The organism is Streptomyces sp. NPDC028314, from assembly GCF_055565795.1.
On sequence record NZ_JBVHTP010000007.1, the window covers coordinates 140,783 to 162,703 of the forward strand.

Consider the following 21,921-nt stretch of genomic DNA (forward strand, 5'->3'; position numbering starts at 1 on the left):
GCCGTCGCTCCCCGCGCGCCCTACGCTCGTCTCCCGTGACGGAGATCTACGTACTCGACGGCGCCCGGATCCGGACCCTGGAGGACTTCTGGCGGGTGATCGGTGAAGCGGTCAACGGCCCCGGCGGCTACTTCGGCGGCAACCTGGACGCCTTCAACGACTGCCTCCGGGGCGGCTACGGGACCCCCGACGACGGTGACTTCGCCTTCGAGTGGCGCGACCACGAGGCGTCCCGGCGCTCGCTCGGGCACGCCGAGACCGCGCGCCAGCTGGAGATCCGGCTGGGGCGCTGCCACCCGACGAACCGGACCTCGGTCGCCGAACGGCTGGCGGCCGCGCGGCGGGGGCAGGGGGAGACCGTCTTCGACTGGCTGACCGGGATCTTCGAGGGCCAGGCTCCGGGCGCGCTGCGCCTGCGCTGACCGGCTCAGGTGCCATCCGGCAGCAGGCCGGTGCGGTGCAGCCGGCGCAAGGTGAGGCGTTCGTGGAGCAGGCGGCCGACGAGCGCGCCGCCGTAGACGACGAAACCGACGCCCACCAGCCAGGACTGCACGACCAGCAGGGTGCCGAAGGGGCCGTACGTGACGGCGTTGGAGGCGATCAGCGGTGAGAACACCAGCTGCGAGAAGACCCGCAGGCCGAGCAGCCCGAGGCTGGTCGCCACCGCTCCCGGGAGCAGGGCGCGCCAGCGGACCCGGCCGCCCAGCAGGAGCCGCTGGGAGTACCAGAAGAAGAGGATCGTGCCGATGAGGTCGCTGACGGTGCCCACCAGCGTCCCGATCGTGTCCTTCGACGGGGCGGGGATCTCGACGAGCAGGGCGAGGTAGCAGACCAGCAGGGCGAGCCACACGACGTGCCGCCACATGGTGTGCCAGCGGGCGGTGGGCAGGTCCCAGACCTTCTCGTAGCCGGTCTGCACGGCGGAGCCGAAGGTCAGGCCGAACACGGCCAGGGCGGCGAGTCCGAAGGCCGTGGTCCGCTCCAGCGCCAGGTCGGCGGCGCCGAACAGCATCTCGACGCGGGCCCGCGAGGACGCCGTCACCCCGAGGGCCTGGCCCAGCCAGCGGCCGAAGCCGTACCCGCTGCCGGGGGCGGCGGCCGCGACGACCACCAGCAGCGGCACCAGCGTGAGGAACCCGAGGGCGGCGAAGCCCATCGCCCGGTGCATGAGCTCCATCTGGCGCCCCCGGCTCCACGCCAGCCCGGCGAGGGAGGCCTGGAGCCGGTCGTGCAGCGGCCGGGGCTTCGGGGTCACGCACACTGCCCTACCCGGGAGCGCACCGCCGCCTCCCGCGGACCCCCGCAAATAGGCCCGAAGGGGTGGTTTCCCGCGGCCACGCGGATGACACGGGCCCCGTCGCCGTCAGGCCGGCCCGTACCCCGGGCACCGGGCCGCACCCCCGGCATCGGCCCGTACCCCGGGCACCGGGCCGTGCCCACGGCCCTACGGTCTGTCCCGCAGGTCCCGGAAGCGCTTGATCTTGCCCACCGAGCGCTCCAGGGTCTCCGGGTCCACCACCTCGACGCGGACGGAGACCCCGACGCCCTCCTTGACGGCGCGGACCACCTCGGCCGCCGCCTCCGCACGACGCTCCTCACCGGTCTCCCGGCGGGCCTCCACCCGGACGGTCAGGGCATCCAGGCGGCCCTCGCGGGTCAGCCGCAGCTGGAAGTGGGGCGCCAGCCCCGGGGTCCGCAGCAGGACCTCCTCGATCTGCGTGGGGTAGAGGTTCACCCCGCGCAGGATGATCATGTCGTCGCTGCGTCCCGTGATCTTCTCCATCCGGCGGAAGGCCGGCCGGGCCGTGCCGGGCAGCAGCCGCGTCAGATCCCGGGTGCGGTACCGGATGACGGGCATGGCCTCCTTGGTGAGCGAGGTGAACACCAGCTCCCCCGGCTCCCCGTCCGGCAGCACCGCGCCGGTCAGCGGATCGACCACCTCCGGGAAGAAGTGGTCCTCCCAGATGTGCAGGCCGTCCTTGGTCGAAGCGAACTCCTGCGCCACACCCGGCCCCATCACCTCGGACAGGCCGTAGATGTCCACCGCGTCTATGCCGAGCCGCTCCTCGATCTCGCGCCGCATCTCCTCGGTCCACGGCTCCGCCCCGAAGATCCCCGTGCGGAGCGAGGTCGTGCGGGGATCGATGCCCTGGCGCTCCATCTCGTCCAGCAGCGTCAGCATGTAGGACGGGGTCACCATGATGACCTCCGGCCGGAAGTCCTGGATGAGCCGGACCTGGCGGTCCGTCATGCCCCCGGAGGCGGGCACGACCGTACAGCCGAGCCGCTCCGCGCCGTAGTGCGCGCCGAGACCGCCGGTGAAGAGGCCGTATCCGTAGGCGATGTGCACGATCTGGCCGGGGCGGCCGCCCGCCGCGCGGATCGACCGGGCCACGACATCCGCCCAGAGCGACAGGTCCCCGTCGGTGTAGCCGACGACCGTGGGCCGGCCGGTGGTGCCGCTGGAGGCATGGATCCGGCGCACCTCGGAGCGCGGGACGGCGAACATCCCGAAGGGGTACTGGTCGCGCAGATCGGCCTTGGTGGTGAAGGGGAAGAGGGCCAGATCGGCCAGGGAGCGGCAGTCGTCGGGATGCACGCCCGCCTTGTCGAACGCCTGCCGGTAGAAGGGCACCCGCTCGTAGGCGCGGTGCAGGGTCGCGCGCAGCCGCCTCAGCTGCAGAGCGGCCAGCTCGTCGCCGCTCAGCCGTTCGCCTTCGTCATGGAGATCCGCATACCCCGTCATGCCGTCACCTCACCGTGAGCCACCCGACCGATCATTCGGTAGAGTGCCAGCACCTCGGCGGTTAAATCAATGACTCGAACGAGTGATCGCCTGATTTCATGGCCCGCCGGACGGCTGCGGCGACCGGCCCTGCGCGCCCGGCTGTGGCGGAACCCGCTCAGGCGGCCCCGCGGCGGCCCATGAGCATGTCGCCGACCGTCCGGGCCGGCGCACAGAGGGTCTGGCCGTGGATCCGGAACAGTTCGTCCCGGGAGGCGAACCGGCCCAGGTCGCGCCGGACGGACGCCGACAGGTCGAAGCCGGAGCAGCTCGCGGTGCCGCAGGTGGAGCCGTCCCAGTCGACCGCGGTGGTCGCCAGCGCCTCGAAGAGGGTGTTCGAACCGCTGTTGCGGAAGCCGGCCGGGTTCTTCGCGCCGAGCTCCTCCAGGCTCCCGTAGAGCTCCGAGGCGTTGACCCAGTCCTCACCCAGCCGGAACTCGGGCCAGGCCAGCAGCACCTCCCGGGGCACCAGCGTCCGGAGCCGGGGGAAACGGGGGTACCAGAACGAGCCGTCCACGAGCAGGCCGCGCACCCGGGTCGGAATCCCGGCCGCGCGGGCCACGGCCTCCAGGACCGACAGGCGCTGGCTGCAGGAGCCGCGGCCCAGGGCCAGGGTGCGGGAGGCGGGCCGGGCGTCGTTCATCGCGTACACGGGCCGCACCCGGTCGCTGATCAGCCCGTGCGCCGCCTTGAGCAGCGCGCGGTCGCCGGGGGCGGTCCCGGCGGCCGCCCGGGCGTCCGCCAGCAGGGCCCGTACCCGCGGGTGGTGCAGGTCGAGGATCGCGGTGGCCGCCACCGAGCCGGGCTCGTCGGCGGCGAGGCCGCCGGAGGGGCGGGCACGCCACCAGGGGGTCAGCCAGGTACAGGTCATGGCGCCGATCGTAGGGACGGGGCCACGGCGCCCCTCCGCCGGGGTCACGTGCGGCGCGTCACCGCCCTCGCGTACCCTCCGGTGGTTCACTGGCCCCATGCCGCTCGACGACTACGGTGTGCTGTCCGGAACCCTGCACCGCCACTTCCGCGATGAGCCCGACACCCAGGGCCGCTGGTTCCACGTCAACCTGGAGGTCGACGCGCCCGCGGGCCGCTACCGCTGCGCGGTCGACGTCGACAGCAAGCAGTCCGCCACCGGCGTGCAGTGGAAGGTGCTCACCCTCGCCGCCTCGGTGCTGGACCCGGCGTCCGGACTGCCGCCGGGCTTCCACGACCTCGGCAGCAGCTCCGGATCGGGCGCCATCGACTACCTGCGCCACCCCGCCCTGCGGCCCCGTTCGGGCTGCTCGATCGGCTGGCTGCGGGCGGTCCTCGACCGGCTCAGCCCGCCGCACCCGTGGGTCTCGGGCTCGTACCTGGAGGCCTCGCAGGCGCTGGAGCCCGTACTCGTACCCGGCAGGCCGATCCTCGTCTTCGGGCAGCCCTTCTCCCACGGCGGCCTCGGCGTCCACAACATCCACCAGAACCAGGGGGACCCGTACGGCAGCCAGTGGTGGGCGGACAACGGCATCTGGCAGGACGGCGGGACGATGACCCGCCGCCCCGACGGCCGCTACGACGCGTTCCTGTCCAAGTTCTCCACCCAGGCCGACCACACCGGGCCCGACGGCCACCCCGGCACCTGACGCGGGAACGACCAGCCGGTCCGGGCGGGTCCGCCGGGCAGGTTCAGCGGCCGGCGTCGGCCTCCGTGGCCACCGCCTTCGCCCAGCGGTAGTCCGCCTTGCCGCTGGGAGAGCGCTGGATCGCGGGTGCGACGACCAGCTGGCGCGGGATCTTGTAGCCCGCCAGCTTGGTACGGCAGTGGCTCTGGATCTCGTCCAGCGTCGGCTCCGGCGCGCCCTCGCGGATCTGCACCACCGCCGCGACATGGCTGCCCCAGGTCGGGTCGGGCACACCGGCGACCAAGGCGTCGTACACGTCGGGGTGCGACTTCAGCGCCTGTTCGACCTCCTCCGGGTACACCTTCTCGCCGCCCGTGTTGATGCACTGCGAACCGCGCCCGAGCACGGTGACGATGCCCTGCTCGTCCACGGTCGCCATGTCGCCGAGCAGCACCCAGCGCTCGGCTCCCTTCTGGAAGAAGGTCTCGGCGGTCTTCGCCGGGTCGTTGTAGTAGCCGAGCGGTACGTACCCGCGCTGCGCGAGGCGGCCGGGCCGGCCCACCGGCACCGGTTCGTGGGTCACCGGATCCACCACCTGCGTACGGTCGTTGACCTCCAGGCGGAAACCGTTCTCGGGGCCGGAGTCGTTGGTGGCCCGCCCGTTGGAGCCGGACTCCGACGACCCGAAGTTGTTCAGCAGGACGACGTTCGGGACGAGCCGCTGGAACTCGGCCCGCACGGTCTCCGACATGATCGCGCCCGAGGAGGAGACGCTGAACAAGGAGGACAGGTCGGTGCCCTTGAGCGGGCCGTTCAGGGCGTCGATGAGCGGCCTGAGCATCGCGTCGCCCACCAGGGACACGCTGGAGACCTTCTCCTTCTCGATGGTGCGCAGCACCTCTTCGGGCGCGTACTTGCGGTGGATGACCACCCGCTGCCCGTAGTTGAAGGCGATGAACGAGGTCAGCGTGGACGTCCCGTGCATCAGCGGAGGAGCCGGGAAGAAGGTGAGCCCGGCCCCGCGCGCGGCCACCCGCTCGGCCAGCTCCTCCGGCCGCTTCACCGGCTCGCCGGACGGCTCCCCGCCGAACAGTCCGGCGAAGAAGAGGTCTTCGGCCCGCCACATCACGCCCTTGGGCATGCCGGTGGTGCCGCCGGTGTAGATGATGAACAGGTCGTCGGGGGAGCGCGGCGGGAAACCCCGCTCGGGCGAGCCCTGCGCCTGCGCCCGCGTGTACGGGACGGGCGCGATCGAGGGCTCCGGCGCGTCCTCGGGGGCCGCGCCGACGCGGATCAGGTGCCGGAGCTTCGGGGTCTGCGGCAGGGCGGCCGCCACCCGCTCGGTGAACTCGCCCTCGAAGACGAGCGCGGCGAGGTCGGCGTCGTTGTAGAGGTAGACCAGCTCCTCCTCCACGTACCGGTAGTTGACGTTCACCGGCACCAGCCGGGCCTTCAGGCAGGCCAGCACGGTCTGGAGGTATTCGACCCCGTTGTAGAGGTGCAGGCCCAGGTGCTCGCCGGCCTTCAGCCCGCTGTCCAGCAGGTGGTGCGCGATGCGGTTGGCCGCCGCGTCCAGTTCCGCGTACGTCAGGCGGTGCTCGGCGCCGGTCCCGGGGTGGTCCACGTAGACCAGGGCCTCGCGGTCCGGGACCACGTCCACGACCGACTCGAACAGGTCGGCAAGGTTGTACTCCACCGTTCCTCCTGACCCGAAAAATCCCATGGGTGGGCTGCTCGGCGGTCATTAGAGCGCCGCTCAGGCCAACTGGGAAGGGCGCAGCACAAGAAAACTGACTGAGTGTCAGAAAACTATTGAACTGCACTCGCCCCTCCTGCAACCTGTTCTAGGTCTTGAGACGGGAGGACGGCAATGGGTGGGACCGAACACCTGACCGTGGAACGCCACGGCGCCACGCTGGTGCTCACCATGAACAGGCCGGAGGCGAAGAACGCGCTCTCGCTTCCGCTGCTGGTGGGCCTGTACGACGGCTGGCTGGAGGCGGACGCGGACGACACGATCCGCTCCGTGGTACTGACGGGCGCGGGCGGGGACTTCTGCGCGGGCATGGACCTGAAGGCGCTCGCCGGGAAGGGGATGGCGGGCGACCAGTACCGGGACCGGCTCAAGGCCGATCCCGACCTGCACTGGAAGGCGATGCTCCGCCACCACCGGCCGCGCAAGCCGGTGATCGCCGCCGTCGAGGGGTACTGCGTCGCCGGCGGCACCGAGATCCTCCAGGGGACCGACATCCGGGTCGCCGGGGAAGGCGCCACCTTCGGGCTGTTCGAGGTCAAGCGGGGCCTCTTCCCGATCGGCGGATCGACCGTACGGCTGCCGAGGCAGATCCCGCGCACGCACGCGCTGGAGATGCTGCTGACCGGACGCCCGTACCCGGCCGAGGAGGCCGCGCGGATCGGGCTCGTCGGGCACGTGGTGCCCGACGGAACGGCACTGGCCAAGGCCCTGGAGATCGCCGAGCGGATCAACGCGTGCGGGCCGCTCGCCGTCGAGGCCGTCAAGGCCTCCGTGTACGAGAGCGCCGAGCTGACCGAGACGGACGGACTGGCCGCCGAACTCACCCGGGGATGGCCGGTCTTCGACACGGCCGACGCGAAGGAAGGAGCCCGGGCGTTCGCGGAGAAGCGGCCCCCGGTCTACCGCCGAGCCTAGCCACTGGCCGTGGGGTGGACGGGACAGGACCGGACCGCCCCCCGACCGGCTCGGACCGGACCGCCCCCGACCGGCTCGGACCGGACCGCCCCCGACCGGCCCGGACCGGCTCGGGCCCCGACCGGCCCCGACCGCCCCCGACCGGCCCGGACCGGCCCGACCGGACGGCGCCCGGCCCCGCCCCGCGACGGCCCGAGCGCCCGCACCCCGACGAGCACCACCCCCGCCAGCCCCCCGCCACGGAGAATCGGAGACCACCCATGACAGCCGCGTCCCCACCAGAGGTGCTGCGCGCGCCCCTCGTCGTCGAGTTCCCCTTCACCCGCTCCCTCGGCCCCGTCCAGGGCGCCTTCCTCACCGGCCTGCGCGAAGGCCTCGTCCTCGGCGTCAGGACCTCCGACGGCAAGGTGATGGTCCCGCCGGTCGAGTACGACCCCGTCACCGCCGAGGAGATCCGCGAGCTGGTGGAGGTCGGCGCCACCGGCACCGTCACCACCTGGGCCTGGAACGGCGACCCCCGCCCCCACCAGCCCCTCGACACCCCCTTCGCCTGGGTCCTCGTCCGCCTCGACGGCGCCGACACCGCGATCCTGCACGCCCTCGACGCCCCCGCCCCCGAATCGGTGTCCACGGGCATGCGGGTCCGGATCCGCTGGGCGGCCGAGCGCACCGGCGCCATCACCGACATCGCCTGCTTCGAGCCGTACGCCGGCCCGGCCGGCCCCGGAGCCGCCCCGCACGACGGCGCCTTCGCGGACCCGGCCACCGGCATCGTCGCCGAGGCCCGCCTCGACTACACCTACAGCCCGGGCCGCGCCCAGACCGCCTACATCAACGCCCTCTCCGAGCGCAGGACCGTCGGAGAGCGCTGCCCCTCCTGCCACAAGGTGTACGTGCCCCCGCGCGGAGCCTGCCCCACCTGCGGGGTCGCCACCACCGACCAGGTCGAGGTCGGCCCGGCCGGCACGGTCACCACGTACTGCATCGTCAACATCAAGGCACGCAACCTCGACATCGAAGTGCCGTACGTCTACGCCCACATCGCCCTCGACGGCGCCGGCCTCGCCCTCCACGGCCGGATCGGCGGCATCCCGTACGACCAGGTCCGCATGGGCCTGCGCGTGGAACCCGTGTGGACCGAGGGCGGCCGCTACCCCGACCACTACCGCCCCACCGGCGAGCCGGACGCGGACTACGACGCGTACAAGGAGCTCATCTGATGGCCAGGACGAGCAGGCACGCACGGGAAGTGGCCGTCGTCGCCTTCGCGCAGAGCGACCACCTGCGCCGCACCGACGAGCTCAGCGAAGTCGAGATGGTCATGCCGGTCCTGCACCAGGTGCTGGCGCAGACCGGCCTGAAGGCCGGGGAGATCGGCTTCACCTGCTCCGGCTCCAGCGACTACCTGGCCGGCCGGGCCTTCTCCTTCACGATGACCCTCGACGGGGTCGGCGCCTGGCCGCCGATCTCCGAGTCGCACGTCGAGATGGACGGTGCCTGGGCGCTCTACGAGGCCTGGGTCAAGATCCAGACCGGCGAGGCCGACACCGCGCTCGTCTACGCGTACGGGAAGTCCTCGCCCGGTTCGGTACGGGACGTCCTCACCCGGCAGCTCGACCCGTACTACCTCGCCCCGCTCTGGCCCGACTCGGTGGCCCTGGCCGCCCTCCAGGCCCAGGCGCTGATCGACGCCGGAGAGACCGACGAGCGCGCCCTGGCCGCCATCGGCGCCCGCAGCCGGGCCTCGGCCGAGTCCAACCCGCACGCCCAGCTGACCGGCGCCGTCCCCCAGGGCGACTACGAGGTGGCCCCGCTGCGCACGGGCGACTGCCCGCCCGTGGGCGACGGCGTGGCCGCGGTGATCCTGGCCGCCGGGGACCTCGCGCGCGGGCTGTGCGCGCGGCCCGCCTGGATCACCGGCATCGACCACCGCATCGAGGCGCACGGCCTCGGCCTGCGGGACCTCACCGACTCCCCGTCCACCCGGATCGCCGCGGAGCAGGCGGGGGTCTTCGAGGGCCCGGTGGACACGGCGGAGCTCCACGCGCCCTTCTCCTCCCAGGAAGTCGTGCTCCGCAAGGCCCTCGGGCTCGGCGACGGGGTGAGCGTCAACCCCTCGGGCGGCGCGCTCGCCGCGAACCCGATCATGGCCACGGGCCTGATCCGCATCGGCGAGGCCGCCGCCCGCATCCACCGCGGCGAGTCCGACCGGGCCGTCGCCCACGCCACCTCCGGCCCCTGCCTCCAGCAGAACCTGGTCGCCGTCCTGGAAGGGGACCGAGCATGAGCAAGGAGCCCGTGGCCGTCGTCGGCATCGGCCAGACCAAGCACGTCGCCGCCCGCCATGACGTGTCCATCGCCGGACTGGTCCGCGAGGCGGCGGTCCGCGCCCTCGAGGACGCCGAGCTGACCTGGGCGGACATCGACGCGGTGGTCATCGGCAAGGCTCCCGACTTCTTCGAGGGCGTGATGATGCCGGAGCTGTACCTGGCGGACGCCCTCGGCGCGGTCGGCAAGCCCATGCTCCGCGTGCACACGGCCGGTTCGGTCGGCGGATCCACCGCGCTGGTCGCCTCGAACCTGGTCGCCGCCCGCGTCCACCGGACCGTCCTGACCCTCGCGTTCGAGAAGCAGTCCGAGTCGAACGCCATGTGGGGGCTCTCGCTGCCCGTCCCCTTCCAGCAGCCGCTGCTGGCCGGCGCGGGCGGGTTCTTCGCCCCGCACGTGCGGGCGTACATGAGGCGTACCGGAGCGCCCGACACGGTGGGTTCGCTCGTCGCCTACAAGGACCGGCGCAACGCGCTGAAGAACCCGTACGCACACCTGCACGAGCACGACATCACCCTGGAGAAGGTCCAGGCCTCACCGATGCTGTGGGACCCGATCAGGTACTCCGAGACCTGCCCCTCGTCGGACGGGGCCTGCGCGATGATCCTCACCGACCGGGAGGGGGCGGCCCGTTCGCCCCGGCCGCCCGCCTGGGTGCACGGCGGGGCGATGCGCAGCGAGCCGACGCTGTTCGCGGGCAAGGACTTCGTGTCCCCGCAGGCGGGCAAGGACTGCGCGGCCGACGTCTACCGCCAGGCGGGGATCACCGACCCGCGCCGGGAGATCGACGCGGTGGAGATGTACGTACCGTTCTCCTGGTACGAGCCGATGTGGCTGGAGAACCTGGGCTTCGCGGACGAGGGCGAGGGCTGGAAGCTGACGGAGGCGGGGGTCACCGAACTCGACGGCGACCTGCCGGTGAACCCGTCCGGCGGGGTCCTGTCGACGAACCCGATCGGCGCCTCCGGCATGATCCGCTTCGCGGAGGCGGCGCTCCAAGTGCGCGGCCAGGCAGGTGAACACCAGGTGCCGGACGCCCGGCGGGCCATGGGGCACGCCTACGGCGGAGGGGCCCAGTTCTTCGCGATGTGGCTGGTGGGGGCCGAAGAACCCGCCTCCTGAACGGAATCGGGTTTCCGCGCGGGTGCCGGGCCGGTCACGGGTGACTCACTGTGGCCTGTGCGGCACCCGTCGTCGTGGTTAACCTTGCCCTCGGACGACGTACCGGGAGGAGCACGCACGTGGCCGAGAGCATGACTTCGCAGCCCCTCGCTGGCTGGGGCAAGCCCGAGCTCGATCTCAGCGGGGCGCACTGGCAGTCGAGCAGCGGGGGAGCGGGTGACGTCCAGATCGCCTTTGTGGAGGGGTTCATCGCGATGCGCAACAGCGAACGCCCCGACAGCCCTTCGCTGATCTTCGCGCCGGACGAGTGGCGCAAGTTCGTCCTGGACGCGCGGGGCGGGGAGTTCGACCTGACGTAGGGCCCCTCCCGCCCGGCACGGTACCGGGCACCCGGTGCCGTGCCGGGCGCCCCCGCACCGGGGCGTCGAACCGGGCGTACCGGGGCGATGGGTAGGGTGACCGCATGAGCGGCGAGAGCGACCTGCGGAAACTGCTGAGCGGTATGCGACCCGAACTGAACGAGGGCCGCTACGTCTTCTGCACCGTCCCCGGCCCCACGGCTCCCGTCGGACTCAGCCCCGTCGCCACCGTCCTGGAGCCCGAGGGGCTCACCCTGGTCCTGCGGCAGGAGGAGGCCGACGCGGCCGGCCTCGCCTACGACTACACCGCCGGCTGGATCACCCTGCGGATCCACTCCGCACTCGACGCCGTCGGCCTCACCGCGGCCTTCGCCACCGAGCTCGGCGCCCACGGACTCAGCTGCAACGTCATCGCCGGGTACCACCACGACCACCTGTTCGTCGCGGCCGACCGGGCCGCCGAGGCCGTCTCGGTACTGGAACGACTGGCCGCCCGTTCGGCGCGGTGACGCGCCCAGGACGTTCGCCCGTAGCTCAAGGCGAGTGGCCCCGCAGGCGGTCGGGCAGGGTGGCCGTATGGACGACAACACCCGGATCGACCTCTTCCAGGCGGAGGCCCTGGCATTCGAGAAGGCCGTCCGCCGCGCGCTCGACACCCACCAGGGGACACCGCTGGTGCCCGCGTGCCCCGGCTGGTCGGTCTCCGACCTCGTAGGGCATGTGGGCGGCATCCACCGCTACCTCGGCCACATCCTGCGCGAGCGGCTCACCGAGCCCCCGGAGGTCACCGACCTCTCCCTCTACGGGCTGCCCCCGGACCCGGCCGTACGGGCGGCCTGGCCGCTGCCCGACCGGGCGCCGAACCTGGGGCCGGTGCCCCCCGAGCTGCTGGACTGGTTCGCCGAGGGCGCGCGCGAGCTGGCCGGGCTGCTGAGCGCACTCGGCCCGGACGTACCGGTGTGGACCTGGTCGGTGGAGCGGACCAGCGGCTTCTGGCTCCGCATGCAGACCATCGAACTTGCCCTGCACCGCTGGGACGCCGAGGACGTGACGGGCAGCCCCGCGCCCCTCGACACGGAGCTCGCGGCCGACGCGGTGGCACAGACCTTCGAGGTGATGGCCCCGGCGCGGCGCGCCTGGCGCTCCGCCCCGGCGGGGGCGGGGGAGCGGTACCGCTTCCGCCGCACGGACGGCCCCGGTTCATGGACGGTCGCCTTCGCCGGGGAGCAGGTCCGGCTGGAGCCCGACGGCGCCGCCCCGGCCGACGTCGAGGCGGCGGGGACGGCCGGCGACCTGATGCTGTTCCTCTGGCACCGGATCCCGGCCGACACCCTGCGGGTCACCGGTGACGCGGCCCTGCTGGAGCGCTACTTCACGCTCGTGCCACCGGTCTGACCCACCCGCGCCGGGCTCCCGGCCGACCCGCCGCGGGCGCGGAAGGCGGCGACCACGGGAGAGCGGCGCAGCGCCCGGGACACGGCCACCAGGTCCGGGGCCGGCGCGGCGCCGGTCCCGCGCGCCGGGGCTGCCGCGGGCCCGGAGGGCGGGACCGGCCGTCCCCCGCCGCCCAGCAGGCAGCGGATCGCGGCCACCACCGTCACCGCCTCGGCGGTCGCGGCGGCCCGGGCCGGGCTCTCGCGCCGTGCGAGGGCCTCCTGGAGGGCGCCGCGCCGGACCTCGGGATCCATGTACGGCTGGAGCTGGAGCAGCCCGTCGTTGATCCGCGTCCTGCGCTGGATGAGCCGCCGGCCCAGCGAGGACCGCCGGGGCAGCCGGAGCCCACTGGCGTCGACGGCGGCGAGCTCCCTCGCGAACGGACCCAGCGACCGGTAGTGCCGCAAGTCCGTCCAGAGCCGCTGGAGCGCCTCCCCGGCGTGCGGCAGCACGAAGCCGACCGCGACGAACAGCGCGCACACCGACGCGATGGGCGGGGCCACGTAGGTACTGAGCCAGTCCAGGTCGTGGTCCGTCCAGCGGGCGACCACCGCGGTCAGCTTCACCGTGTCGTAGCAGACGTTCAGGACGAAGCCGGTGACCAGGAGAACCAGCCCGATGCGGAGCCAGCCCGAGACCTGCCGCAGCCACGTCCAGGTCACCACGGCCGTGGTCACGCACGCGACGGTGTGGGCCAGCAGGTACAGCAGGATGTGCTCGCGCATCCACGGAGTGGTGGCGTAGTACGTGTCCAGGTCCCGCAGCCGCTCCACCGGTACGTCGGCCAGGGCGAAGGTGCCCCACAGCCCCGCCACGGCGGCGCAGTAGACGGCGCCGATGATCCGGGTGGTACGCCGGACCCGGCCCGGGTCGCCGCCCCGCCAGTGGATGACCATCACCAGGCAGGAGGCGCAGAACAGCGTCAGCAGCGTGTAGACGACCGGAGCCGCGACATTGCTGATCCCCGTGGCGCGGTTCATCATCGCGAGGGTCTCGGGGCGGCCGAAGTAGAACACCGCGGAACCCAGTACGAGCAGACCGCCGACGTTGCGCACGTTCGGGTCGATGCGCCAGAACCGGATCATCACCGGGAGCCGGATCGCGAACGCGAGGGTGAGGATCACGGCCGGTATCAGGTACGGGATGTAGAAGGCGTCGGACGTCACCGGAAACCGATCGGTCCGCGGTTGCCGAGGGCGTTGCCGATGCGTCCCGCGACATCGCTGCGCCGGACGCCGCCGGCGGCGTCCCCGGAAGCCAGCCACCCCCGGCACCGGTCCCCGAGCAGCAGCCCGAACGTTTCGGCTTCCATCTCGTCGGCGTCCTCGTAGTGCGAGCGCGCCGCGACGGTGGCGTACGTCAGGTCCGGGCTGCCCGGCAGGGACCTGGCCGCCGCGGCCGGGCCGAGGCCGTGCACGCTTCCGTGGCCGGCCCGCATGTGCCACAGCTCGTGGCCGAGGATGACGAGCTGGTGGTCGGGCGTCGTGTACTTCTCCACCACGACGATGTCGTACTCCTCCATGTTCAGCCACAGGCCCGACGTGGTGAGCTCGGAGGGGAACCGCTCGAACCGCAGCACGATGGGCCGCCCGCCGCGCAGTGCGCTCATCGCGTCGCACAGGGCGCGGAAGAGGGCGGGCGGATCCGCCGGCAGCTCCAGGTCTACGGAGGAGGTCAGCGCGGTGCACAGCTTGCGCATGGACCGGGCCACGCTCATGCTTCCTCCTCCTCTTCCGGCCGGGCCGGCTCTTCCGCCAGCAAGGCGGCGATCATTCCGAGCAGCAGTGTCTCCTGGGTAGGGGTGAGGGCCTTCCCCCGGGTGCAGATGGAGACCAGTCCGTAACGGTCCACGAGATCCGCCAGCAGGTGGTCGGAAACCCTGTCCAGGGACCGGACCACCGGCTGGAGGGCCCGGCTCAGCGCCTCGGGCGCGGTGTCCGTCAGGAAGGCGGTCCCGCGGCCGAAGAAGGCCGTGTAGCGCTCGGCCTCCCCGGGGTCCGGCGGTCTTCGGCCGGAGACCAGGTCGGCGACGGCTCGCGGGGTGGCGCCGATGGCGGCCGCGATGTCCGCGACGCGGTACGGACGGCCGCCCGGGTCCAGGGAGGTGGTGTGGAGGAACACCGCGCGCTGCCGGGCGGTCTCCCGAGCCTCCTCCGGCGTGGGGGCCGGGGGCTGCGCGCCGTGCAGGAGGGCGGCCGTCACCTCCGGCGGGACGCCCGTCCGGGCGGCGAGGTCCGCCACGTCGAGGACCTCCTGCGGATCGAGCCGTCCGGCCCCGGCGAGCGTCCGGATCTGAGCGAGCGTCACGGCGAGGGAGGGCACGGACTCGTCCATCTGCCTGCACTTCCCTGGGTCCGGGGCCGAAGGCCGTCCTGTCGCGCCGCGGGCCAGCCTAAGACGTCCAAAATGCAAGATCCATACCGGCCAACCATCGATGCATGGGGAAACTGTCCGGGGCGCCCACGGACGGGGGGCCGCCCCGCCGGGCGGACGCGCCCGGGGCGCCGGCGCAGCACGGAGCCGGATGCGGGGCCCCCGGGCCGGAAAAGGGTCCCGGCCACGTACCATGGCGGCATGTCCTTCCTCCGCCGCCACCGCGCCGCCACACCCGCCGGCCCGGACTTCGACGTCCTGGCCATGGACCCGGGGGACTGGCCGGGCAACCTCGGGGCCGGGCTGCTCCCCGCCCCCGACGGCAGCTGCCAGGGCGTCTTCCTGCGCTACGACCTGTTCGGCGGCCGCGGCCCCGCGATGATCATCGGCAACCTGCCCGAGGGCTCACCGGCCCGGGAGCTCGCCGACAAGCAGGTCCCCTTCGAGGTGGCCCAGCTCCTCGACGCCCTGGAGAACGACGAGGACGTCGAGGTCACCGGTGTGGAGGACTGCCCCGTCATGCAGGGCGACAACCTCCTCATCGTCCGGAAGGTCAAGCTTTCGGAGTCCCGCATCTCCTGCGTCCAGTTCGACCGCAGCGACAACGTGCTGGTCACCATCGCCAGCTGGGACCGCCCGATCACCGATGACCTCTACGCCCTCCTGAAGCCGCTCCCCGCCGAGCTCTTCCAGCAGGGATAAGCGCGAAGGACCGGCGCGAAGGACCAGCGGGAAGGACCGGCGCGCAGACGACGGCCGGACCGCACCGCCGCGGCCCGGTCCGCCCCACGGTCCCCCCGGTCGTCCTACGCGTCCGCGATGTCGTTCGCCGCCACGTAGCCGAACGTCATCGCGGGGCCGATCGTCGACCCGGCCCCCGCGTAGCTGTGGCCCATCACCGCCGCGCTCGCGTTGCCCGCCGCCCACAGGCCCCGGATCACCGAGCCGTCCGCCCGCAGGGCCCGGGCCCGAGCGTCCGTGACGATGCCGCCCTTCGTCCCCAGATCACCCGGCACGATCTTGAAGGCGTAGAACGGCGGGGCCCAGACCGGCGCCAGGCAGGAGTTCGGCTGGACGTTCGGGTCCGTGTAGTAGTGGTCGTACGCGGTGTCCCCCCGGTGGAAGTCGGCGTCGTTCCCGCTCCACGCCTGCGCGTTGAACCGGTTGAGGGTCGCCCGCAGCGCGGCCGCCGGCACCCCGATCTGGTGGGCGAGGGCGTCCCAGGTCCACGCCTTCTTCGCGGCGCCCGACTCGTACCAGGAGTCCGGGAAGACGAAGGTCGGCAGGATGTCCTTGAACAGGTACTTGTTGCGGTAGTTCTGGTCCACGATCAGCCACGCCGGGATGTGCGAGCCCGCCGCGCCCCGGTCCTTCTCGTACATCACGTGCACCACATCGCTGTACGGCGCCGCCTCGTTGACGAACCGCGCGCCGTTCCCGTTCACGATCAGCCCGCCCGGCAGGGTCCGTTCGGCCAGGCAGAAGTACGGTTCACCGGGCAGCGGGATCGACGGCCCCCACCAGGCGTCCTCCATCAGCCCCAGCGCCGCCCCGGCCCGCTGGCCCGCGCGGATCCCGTCGCCGGTGTTCTCCTTCGCGCCGACCGACCACTGGGTCCCGATGGGCTGCTGCTGGTACTGGGCCCGCATCTGCGCGTCGTGCTCGAAGCCGCCCGAGCCGATGACCACGCCCTTGCGGGCCCGCACCGTGCCCCGTACGCCCTCCTTCTCCACCACCACCCCGGTGACGGCCCCGCCCTCCTGGACCAGGTCGACCAGCGGACTGTTCAGCCACACCGGCACCCCCGCCCGCTGGAGTCCGGCCCGCAGCCCGGCGGCCAGCGCCTGGCCCATGGTCAGCGGTTTCTCGCCCCTCAGGGCGGCCTTCGTACCGCGCGCCAGGCACTCGGTGGACACCGCGAGGCCCTTGGCGCTGACCGCCGCGAGGTTGAGCCACTTGTAGTCCTGGCTGAACACCACCATCCCGGCCGGGACCGGCATGTACGCCGGGTTCAGGTGCGCCAGTTCGGCGCCGAGGACGTTGCCGTCGATCTGGTCCGGCTCGATGGAGCGGCCGTTCGGCAGGCCGCCGGGGAGGTTGGGGTAGTAGTCGCTGTACCCGTCCATGAAGCGGAACCTCAGCGGGCTGTTGGCCATGACGAAGTCCAGCATCCGGGGTCCGTTGGCGAGGAAGGCCCGCTGCCGGTCGGCCGGCACGTCGGGCCCCACCACCGCCGAGAGGTACGTCGCGGCCTTCTCCGGGGTGTCCGGCACCCCGGCGCCCAGGATCACGGAGTTGTTCGGCAGCCAGATCCCGGCGCCCGAGCGGGCGGCCGAGCCGCCGAACGTCGGCGCCTTCTCGACCACCAGCACGCTCAGGCCGCGCTTGGCCGCGGTGAGCGCGGCGGTCATCCCGGAGGCGCCGGACCCGACCACGACGACGTCGTACTCGCCGAGCGGGGCCCCCTCGGAGGCCCGCGCGACGACCCCCGGCAGGACGGTCGCGGCGAGCACACCGGCGCCGGTCCCGGCGAGGACCGTCCGGCGGGAGGGGAGTGAAGGACGTGCGGGATCGGGGCTCGCGGACATCGGCAGGCTCCAGCGGGTCGGGGGAGGGCGGGTACTGCCAGCATTCCTGATGCTGAGTCAGAAAAGGTCTTCGGGGGATCATGTGATGTCAAGGCATCTGCCGCGGCGCACCGCCCTGTTGCCCCTCCTGTCGTTCCCCCCGAACGCGACGGAGTCCCATGGCGGCGGATGCCATGGGACTCCGAACGGGCGGCCGGGGTCAGCGGGTGCCGACCGCCGCGCGGACCGCTCTGCGGGCCATCCCGCAGTCGTCGTGCAGCCGGCGCAGCAGCAGGCGCTGCTCCTCCCCCGAGGACAGGGCGCCGACCGGCAGCGGCTGGGTCGGGGCGGTCGCCAGCATGGAGCGCTGCACCGCCGTCTCGGACATCCGGATCTCCCGGGTCAGCACCAGCATCAGGTTCACCAGGAAGGCGTCCCGGGCGGCCGGGCCCTGCTGCTGCGCGAGGCGGCTGATCTGGCTGCGGGCGGCCGGGGCGTCGCCCAGTACCGTCCACAGCGTCGCCAGGTCGTAGCCCGGCAGGTACCAGCCCGCGTGCTCCCAGTCGAGGAGCACCGGCCCGGCCGGGGACAGCAGCAGGTTCGACAGCAGGGCGTCGCCGTGGTTGAACTGCCACGGGGTACCGGCCAGCCGCAGACCGTGCAGCAGCTTCTGCAGGTCTCCGAAGTCCCGGTCCGTCAGCAGCCCCAGCTCGTGGTCACGGGTGATCCGCCGGGCGTAGTCCATCGGGTGCCCGAACAGCTCGGCCGGCGGCCGCCACTGGTTGACGCGGCACACCGCGCCCAGCGCCGCCCGTACGTCGGCGCGCGGCGGAGCCTCCACCGGATGGCGCTGGAGGGCGGCGACCCGGCCCGCCATCCGCTCCACGATCAGTACGCAGTTCTCCGGGTCGGCGGCGATCAGCCGCGGGACGCGGACCGGCGGGCGGTGCCGGACGAACGCCCGGTACGCCGCTATTTCGTGCCGGTACCGCTCGCGCCATTCGGGCGAGTGGTCCAGTAAAACCTTCGCGACGGCGGTCATCCGCCCGGTGGTCCCCACCAGGAGGACGGACCGGCCGCTGCGCCGCAGTACCTGGACGGGCGCGAACTCCGGACAGATCCGCTGCACCGAGGCGAGCGCGGTGCGCAGCTGCGCACCCTGCGGCCCCGACAGGTCGATTCTTCCGCTCGGCGGCTGCGTTCCGGTCCCCGGCAGCCGGCGCGCCCGGACGGCGCCCTGTGCCGGCGCCGCCGGACGGCCGGGATCGAGGTAGGGGCCGCCGCCCGCGGGGAGCGTGCGGTGGGGCCGGACCGGGGCGGACACGGAGGACGTTGCTGCGTACATGGCGTTTACGGTTCCCTTCGTGCGCCGACGAGTTGCGTACGCCGCCCCGCCGGATCCCCTGCTTCGCCCTGGGGAGTTCCGCCGGTGAGCCGGGTCGGGGAGGCGCATTCCTACCTGACACCCGGCCATGGGTGGCGGACCATCTTGCGTGCCCTGGCGAAGCCTGGCGAATAGTCGCTGGGCATCTGACGGCGGGCTACTGTCAACTCAGCCGAGAACCTGGGGGCTTGACGTGAGCAAAGGTCCAAACACCCGTCTGAACGACTTGTTCGGCCTGGCCGGCTGGTCGAAGGGCGAGCTGGCGAGGATGGTCAACCGGCAGGCGGCCGCCATGGGCCACCACCAGCTGGCCACCGACACCTCGCGGGTGCGGCGCTGGATCGACATGGGGGAGACCCCGCGCGAACCGGTGCCCACGGTACTGGCAGCACTGTTCACCGAGCGGCTCGGTCGTGTCGTGACCATCGAGGACCTCGGGTTCGTACGGCAGCGGCGCACCTCCAAACGGCAGCCGGACGGGGCGAAGGAGAACCCCGACGGATTGCCCTGGGCGCCCGAACGCACAGCCGCGGTCCTCACCGAATTCACGGGAATGGACCTCATGCTCAACCGTCGCGGCCTGATGGGCGCGGGAGCCGCGCTCACCGCAGGCACAGCCCTCAGCAACGCCATGTTCGACTGGCTGCACACCGACCCCGCCACCGCCAAGGACGCGCAGCGCTTCGGCGAGAACCCCTACCAGGCCGACCCGGCGGGCTACGACCGCTACGAGGCGGCCCCGATCGGCTCCCAGGAGATCGAGGCCCTGGAACGCTCCGTGGAGGTGTTCCGCGCCTGGGACGCGTCCAGAGGCGGTGGACTGCAGCGCAAGGCCGTCGTCGGCCAGCTGAACGAGGTGGGCGGCATGCTCGCGTACCACCACCCCGACCACCTCCAGCGGAGGCTCTGGGGGGTGGCGGCCAACCTGGCCGTGCTGGCGGGCTGGATGTCGCACGACGTCGGTCTCGAACCCACCGCGCAGAAGTACTTCGTCATCGCCGCCCACGCGGCCCGCGAGGGCGGCGACCGGCCGCGCGCCGGCGAGGCCCTCTCCCGCGCTGCCCGCCAGATGGTCCACCTCGGCAAGCCGAACGAGGCCCTCGACCTGATGAAGCTGGCGCAGTCCGGCTCCGGGGAGCAGACCCTGCCGCGCACCCGCGCCATGCTCCACACCATCGAGGCCTGGGCGCAGGCGGCCATGGGCAAGGGCCAGGCCATGCGCCGCACCCTGGGCGAGGCCGAGGACCTCTTCGTCTCCGACAAGGGCGACGTGCCGCCGCCGTCGTGGATGCAGAACTTCGACGAGGCCGATATGCACGGCATGCAGGCACTGGCCTTCCGTACCCTCGCCGACCACGACCCCACCGCCGCGCCGATCGCCCAGCGGCACGCCCGTGAGGCACTGCGGCTGCGCGCCCACGGCCACCAGCGTTCGCAGATCTTCGACTACATCTCCATGGCCTCGGCCTGTTTCATCGCCGACGACCCCGAACAGGCCGACCGCTACGCCCGCCTGGCCCTGGTGTCGATGAACGAGACCTCCTCGCACCGTACGTGGGACCGGCTGCGCGAGATGTACCGGCTCACCGGCCAGTACTCCGGCTACGCGCGCATCGAGGACCTGCGCGAGGAGATCAAGCTGGCGCTGCCGAACAGCCCGGTGGCACCTCGCAGCGTGTGAGCCCCGCATGCCGGCTGCCGCACCGCCGCCACGACCGCACACGCACCCGTACGGAGACGAGAAAGGCCGCGCCTCCCGGCGCGGCCCTGAACGGCCCCTGAACGAAGGGCTTCTGCCTTGAAGAGCAGCCTCTGCTCGTGAGAACAGCCTCTACTCGCCCTGCCCGCTCCTATGTGCCGACGCGCGCGACCAGCACGCAGGCGTCGTCCTCGCGCTCGCTGTCGCCGAACTCCTCCGTCACCATCCGTACGCAGTCCTGCGCCGACCGCGCCGCGGAGAACCGCGGCGCGAGCGCCAACAGCCGTTCGGTGCCGTCCGCCCTGCTGAACTCGATGCTGCGCGGGGTCAGTCCGTCGGTGTGCAGGACCAGTACGTCGCCCACCTCAAGCCGTTCCTCGGCCTGCCCGTACGCGGCTCCGGAGGTCGCCCCCAGCAGTACGCCCTCGGGCGGCTGCAAGGAGCGGCCCTGGCCGCGGCGGAACAGCAGCGGGGCCGGGTGCCCCGCCTGGGCCCAGGACAGCACGCGTCGGGCGGGATCGTAGCGGCAGCAGACGGCCGAGCCGAGGGCCGGCTGCACGGAGGCCTCCAGGAGCTGGTTGAGCCAGCCCATCAGCGGGCCCGGCTCGATACCGGCCATGGCCATCCCGCGCAGGGCGCCGAGCATCATCGCCATTCCGGAGGTGGCGGTCACCCCGTGTCCCGTCAGGTCGCCGACCGTCAGAAGTGAGCGGCCGTCCGGGAGTTCCAGGGCGTCGTACCAGTCCCCGCCGATCAGCGCGCTGGTGGCGGAGGGCAGGTAGTGGGCGGCGACGTCCAGCGCGCCGGTGCTGTTGTGCGGGAACCGCAGGGAGCCGCGCCACGGGGGGAGCACGGCTTCCTGCAGCTCGACCGCCAGCCGGTGCTCGGTCTGCGCGATCTCCCGGCGGCGCTGCAGCGAGTCACGGGACTCGCGCACCGCACGCTGGCTGCGGCGCAGCTCACTCACATCCCGCAGCACGGCCCACATCGTGGCCGTGCAGCCGTCGGAGTCGAGTACCGGCTCGCCCCTCATGTGCAGCGTCCGGACGCGGCCGTCGGCCCGGACGATGCGGAACTCGCCGTCTATCGGCTTGCCGTCCACCAGGCAGTCCGTGACCATCGCGGTCAGGACCGGCTGGTCCTCGGAGAACAGGGTGGAGCCCAGTTCGTCCAGGGGCAGGGGCCCCGCCTCGGGGGACCGGCCGAAGATCTGGAAGAGCTCTTCGGACCAGGTGACCTCATCGGTCAGCAGGTTCCACTCGGCGCTCCCGACCCGGCTCGGCCGGTCCTCGGGAACGGCCGCGGGCGCCGCCTGCGGGAGTTCGACGAGCTGCTCGGGGGCGGGCGGCAGCCCTTCCTTGAGCTGTCCGAGGTGCTGGCCGAGGTCGTCGAGGTGGTGCACGGCGAGGTCGCACAGTGCGCGCTGCCAACGGCCCTGCGCGTCGTCGTCGTCCGCGACGGTGTCGCGGCGCACCGCGTCCACTTCGCCCCGCAGCTGCCGGGTCTGCGAGATCAGTGCGTCCACCGACCCCGGTTCGGGCGGCTGTGCGGGACGGTCCGCATACAGGTGGGACGGCATGAGAACTCCGATACAGGCGCGG

21 protein-coding genes are annotated in these 21,921 nt (G+C 72.7%); 11 read left to right on the top strand and 10 right to left on the bottom strand.

Going from position 1 to position 21,921, the window contains the following annotated elements; translation table 11 throughout:
- The first annotated feature begins 35 nt into the window (after nucleotides 1-35).
- Nucleotides 36-422 (top strand): barstar family protein, encoded by a 387-nt coding sequence (locus tag ACZ4TG_RS18005; protein WP_468163725.1) that lies wholly within the window; start codon nucleotides 36-38, stop codon nucleotides 420-422.
- 5 nt (nucleotides 423-427) lie between these two features.
- On the opposite strand, the gene ACZ4TG_RS18010 is transcribed toward ACZ4TG_RS18005, so the two are convergent.
- The 3 genes from ACZ4TG_RS18010 to ACZ4TG_RS18020 all read right to left on the bottom strand — a co-directional run bounded on the left by ACZ4TG_RS18010 (nucleotide 428) and on the right by ACZ4TG_RS18020 (nucleotide 3,656).
- On the bottom strand, nucleotides 428-1,255 hold the full coding sequence (locus ACZ4TG_RS18010; RefSeq protein WP_468163727.1) for a YhjD/YihY/BrkB family envelope integrity protein: 828 nt from the start codon (nucleotides 1,253-1,255) through the stop codon (nucleotides 428-430).
- A gap of 189 nt (nucleotides 1,256-1,444) precedes the next feature.
- Nucleotides 1,445-2,746, bottom strand: coding sequence for a phenylacetate--CoA ligase PaaK (gene paaK / locus ACZ4TG_RS18015; protein WP_468163729.1), 1,302 nt, complete (start codon nucleotides 2,744-2,746; stop codon nucleotides 1,445-1,447).
- A 157-nt stretch (nucleotides 2,747-2,903) separates the two neighbouring features.
- A complete protein-coding gene (locus ACZ4TG_RS18020) occupies nucleotides 2,904-3,656 on the bottom strand; it encodes a transglutaminase domain-containing protein (protein WP_468163731.1) in 753 nt (250 codons plus the stop codon).
- Nucleotides 3,657-3,753: 97 nt separating this feature from the next.
- On the opposite strand from ACZ4TG_RS18020, the gene ACZ4TG_RS18025 reads away from it, so the two are divergent.
- On the top strand, nucleotides 3,754-4,404 hold the full coding sequence (locus tag ACZ4TG_RS18025) for a DUF2278 family protein (RefSeq protein WP_468163733.1): 651 nt from the start codon (nucleotides 3,754-3,756) through the stop codon (nucleotides 4,402-4,404).
- A 43-nt stretch (nucleotides 4,405-4,447) separates the two neighbouring features.
- Here the strand turns inward: ACZ4TG_RS18025 and ACZ4TG_RS18030 are convergent, their stop codons facing one another.
- Nucleotides 4,448-6,079 carry an acyl-CoA synthetase gene (locus tag ACZ4TG_RS18030; protein ID WP_468163735.1) on the bottom strand — a complete coding sequence of 544 codons (1,632 nt, stop codon included), beginning with the start codon at nucleotides 6,077-6,079 and terminating at the stop codon, nucleotides 4,448-4,450.
- Nucleotides 6,080-6,253: 174 nt separating this feature from the next.
- Between ACZ4TG_RS18030 and ACZ4TG_RS18035 the strand changes: the two genes are divergently transcribed.
- From ACZ4TG_RS18035 to ACZ4TG_RS18065, 7 genes are all read left to right on the top strand, one after another.
- Nucleotides 6,254-7,054, top strand: a complete 801-nt coding sequence (locus ACZ4TG_RS18035) for a crotonase/enoyl-CoA hydratase family protein (protein WP_468163737.1) — start codon at nucleotides 6,254-6,256, stop codon at nucleotides 7,052-7,054.
- A 260-nt stretch (nucleotides 7,055-7,314) separates the two neighbouring features.
- Nucleotides 7,315-8,274 (top strand): Zn-ribbon domain-containing OB-fold protein, encoded by a 960-nt coding sequence (locus ACZ4TG_RS18040; protein ID WP_468163739.1) that lies wholly within the window; start codon nucleotides 7,315-7,317, stop codon nucleotides 8,272-8,274.
- Nucleotides 8,274-9,341, top strand: coding sequence for a thiolase domain-containing protein (locus tag ACZ4TG_RS18045; RefSeq protein ID WP_468163741.1), 1,068 nt, complete (start codon nucleotides 8,274-8,276; stop codon nucleotides 9,339-9,341). The genes ACZ4TG_RS18040 and ACZ4TG_RS18045 overlap by 1 nt, the downstream gene beginning before the upstream one ends.
- Complete coding sequence (locus ACZ4TG_RS18050) at nucleotides 9,338-10,504, top strand: thiolase domain-containing protein (RefSeq protein WP_468163743.1); 1,167 nt, start codon at nucleotides 9,338-9,340, stop codon at nucleotides 10,502-10,504. The genes ACZ4TG_RS18045 and ACZ4TG_RS18050 overlap by 4 nt, the downstream gene beginning before the upstream one ends.
- A 131-nt stretch (nucleotides 10,505-10,635) precedes the next feature.
- Nucleotides 10,636-10,863: a DUF397 domain-containing protein gene (locus ACZ4TG_RS18055; protein WP_468164152.1), complete on the top strand. Its 228-nt coding sequence runs from the start codon at nucleotides 10,636-10,638 to the stop codon at nucleotides 10,861-10,863.
- A 104-nt stretch (nucleotides 10,864-10,967) separates the two neighbouring features.
- Nucleotides 10,968-11,372, top strand: coding sequence for an ACT domain-containing protein (locus ACZ4TG_RS18060; protein WP_468163745.1), 405 nt, complete (start codon nucleotides 10,968-10,970; stop codon nucleotides 11,370-11,372).
- Between the two features lie 67 nt (nucleotides 11,373-11,439).
- Nucleotides 11,440-12,258 carry a maleylpyruvate isomerase family mycothiol-dependent enzyme gene (locus tag ACZ4TG_RS18065; protein WP_468163747.1) on the top strand — a complete coding sequence of 273 codons (819 nt, stop codon included), beginning with the start codon at nucleotides 11,440-11,442 and terminating at the stop codon, nucleotides 12,256-12,258.
- On the opposite strand, the gene ACZ4TG_RS18070 is transcribed toward ACZ4TG_RS18065, so the two are convergent.
- Genes ACZ4TG_RS18070 through ACZ4TG_RS18080 form a run of 3 tightly spaced genes read right to left on the bottom strand, consistent with a single transcriptional unit; the run spans nucleotide 12,231 to nucleotide 14,631 of the window.
- Nucleotides 12,231-13,463: an MAB_1171c family putative transporter gene (locus ACZ4TG_RS18070; protein WP_468163749.1), complete on the bottom strand. Its 1,233-nt coding sequence runs from the start codon at nucleotides 13,461-13,463 to the stop codon at nucleotides 12,231-12,233. The genes ACZ4TG_RS18065 and ACZ4TG_RS18070 overlap by 28 nt on opposite strands.
- Nucleotides 13,460-14,014: a toxin-antitoxin system, toxin component gene (locus ACZ4TG_RS18075; protein ID WP_468163751.1), complete on the bottom strand. Its 555-nt coding sequence runs from the start codon at nucleotides 14,012-14,014 to the stop codon at nucleotides 13,460-13,462. Before ACZ4TG_RS18075 ends, ACZ4TG_RS18070 begins: the two co-directional genes overlap by 4 nt.
- Nucleotides 14,011-14,631 carry a hypothetical protein gene (locus ACZ4TG_RS18080; protein ID WP_468163753.1) on the bottom strand — a complete coding sequence of 207 codons (621 nt, stop codon included), beginning with the start codon at nucleotides 14,629-14,631 and terminating at the stop codon, nucleotides 14,011-14,013. Before ACZ4TG_RS18080 ends, ACZ4TG_RS18075 begins: the two co-directional genes overlap by 4 nt.
- A gap of 240 nt (nucleotides 14,632-14,871) precedes the next feature.
- Between ACZ4TG_RS18080 and ACZ4TG_RS18085 the strand changes: the two genes are divergently transcribed.
- Complete coding sequence (locus ACZ4TG_RS18085; protein ID WP_361312019.1) at nucleotides 14,872-15,372, top strand: hypothetical protein; 501 nt, start codon at nucleotides 14,872-14,874, stop codon at nucleotides 15,370-15,372.
- 104 nt (nucleotides 15,373-15,476) lie between these two features.
- On the opposite strand, the gene kstD is transcribed toward ACZ4TG_RS18085, so the two are convergent.
- Together kstD and ACZ4TG_RS18095 are read right to left on the bottom strand one after the other, a co-directional pair.
- On the bottom strand, nucleotides 15,477-17,258 hold the full coding sequence (gene kstD, locus ACZ4TG_RS18090; RefSeq protein WP_468163755.1) for a 3-oxosteroid 1-dehydrogenase: 1,782 nt from the start codon (nucleotides 17,256-17,258) through the stop codon (nucleotides 15,477-15,479).
- A 199-nt stretch (nucleotides 17,259-17,457) separates the two neighbouring features.
- The gene (locus ACZ4TG_RS18095; protein WP_468163757.1) at nucleotides 17,458-18,582 is read right to left on the bottom strand and encodes an aminoglycoside phosphotransferase family protein; all 1,125 of its coding nucleotides are present in this window, start codon (nucleotides 18,580-18,582) and stop codon (nucleotides 17,458-17,460) included.
- A gap of 232 nt (nucleotides 18,583-18,814) precedes the next feature.
- Between ACZ4TG_RS18095 and ACZ4TG_RS18100 the strand changes: the two genes are divergently transcribed.
- Nucleotides 18,815-20,302 (top strand): DNA-binding protein NsdB, encoded by a 1,488-nt coding sequence (locus ACZ4TG_RS18100; RefSeq protein ID WP_468163759.1) that lies wholly within the window; start codon nucleotides 18,815-18,817, stop codon nucleotides 20,300-20,302.
- A 169-nt stretch (nucleotides 20,303-20,471) separates the two neighbouring features.
- On the opposite strand, the gene ACZ4TG_RS18105 is transcribed toward ACZ4TG_RS18100, so the two are convergent.
- Nucleotides 20,472-21,899, bottom strand: a complete 1,428-nt coding sequence (locus ACZ4TG_RS18105; RefSeq protein ID WP_468163761.1) for a PP2C family protein-serine/threonine phosphatase — start codon at nucleotides 21,897-21,899, stop codon at nucleotides 20,472-20,474.
- Nucleotides 21,900-21,921: the final 22 nt, after the last annotated feature.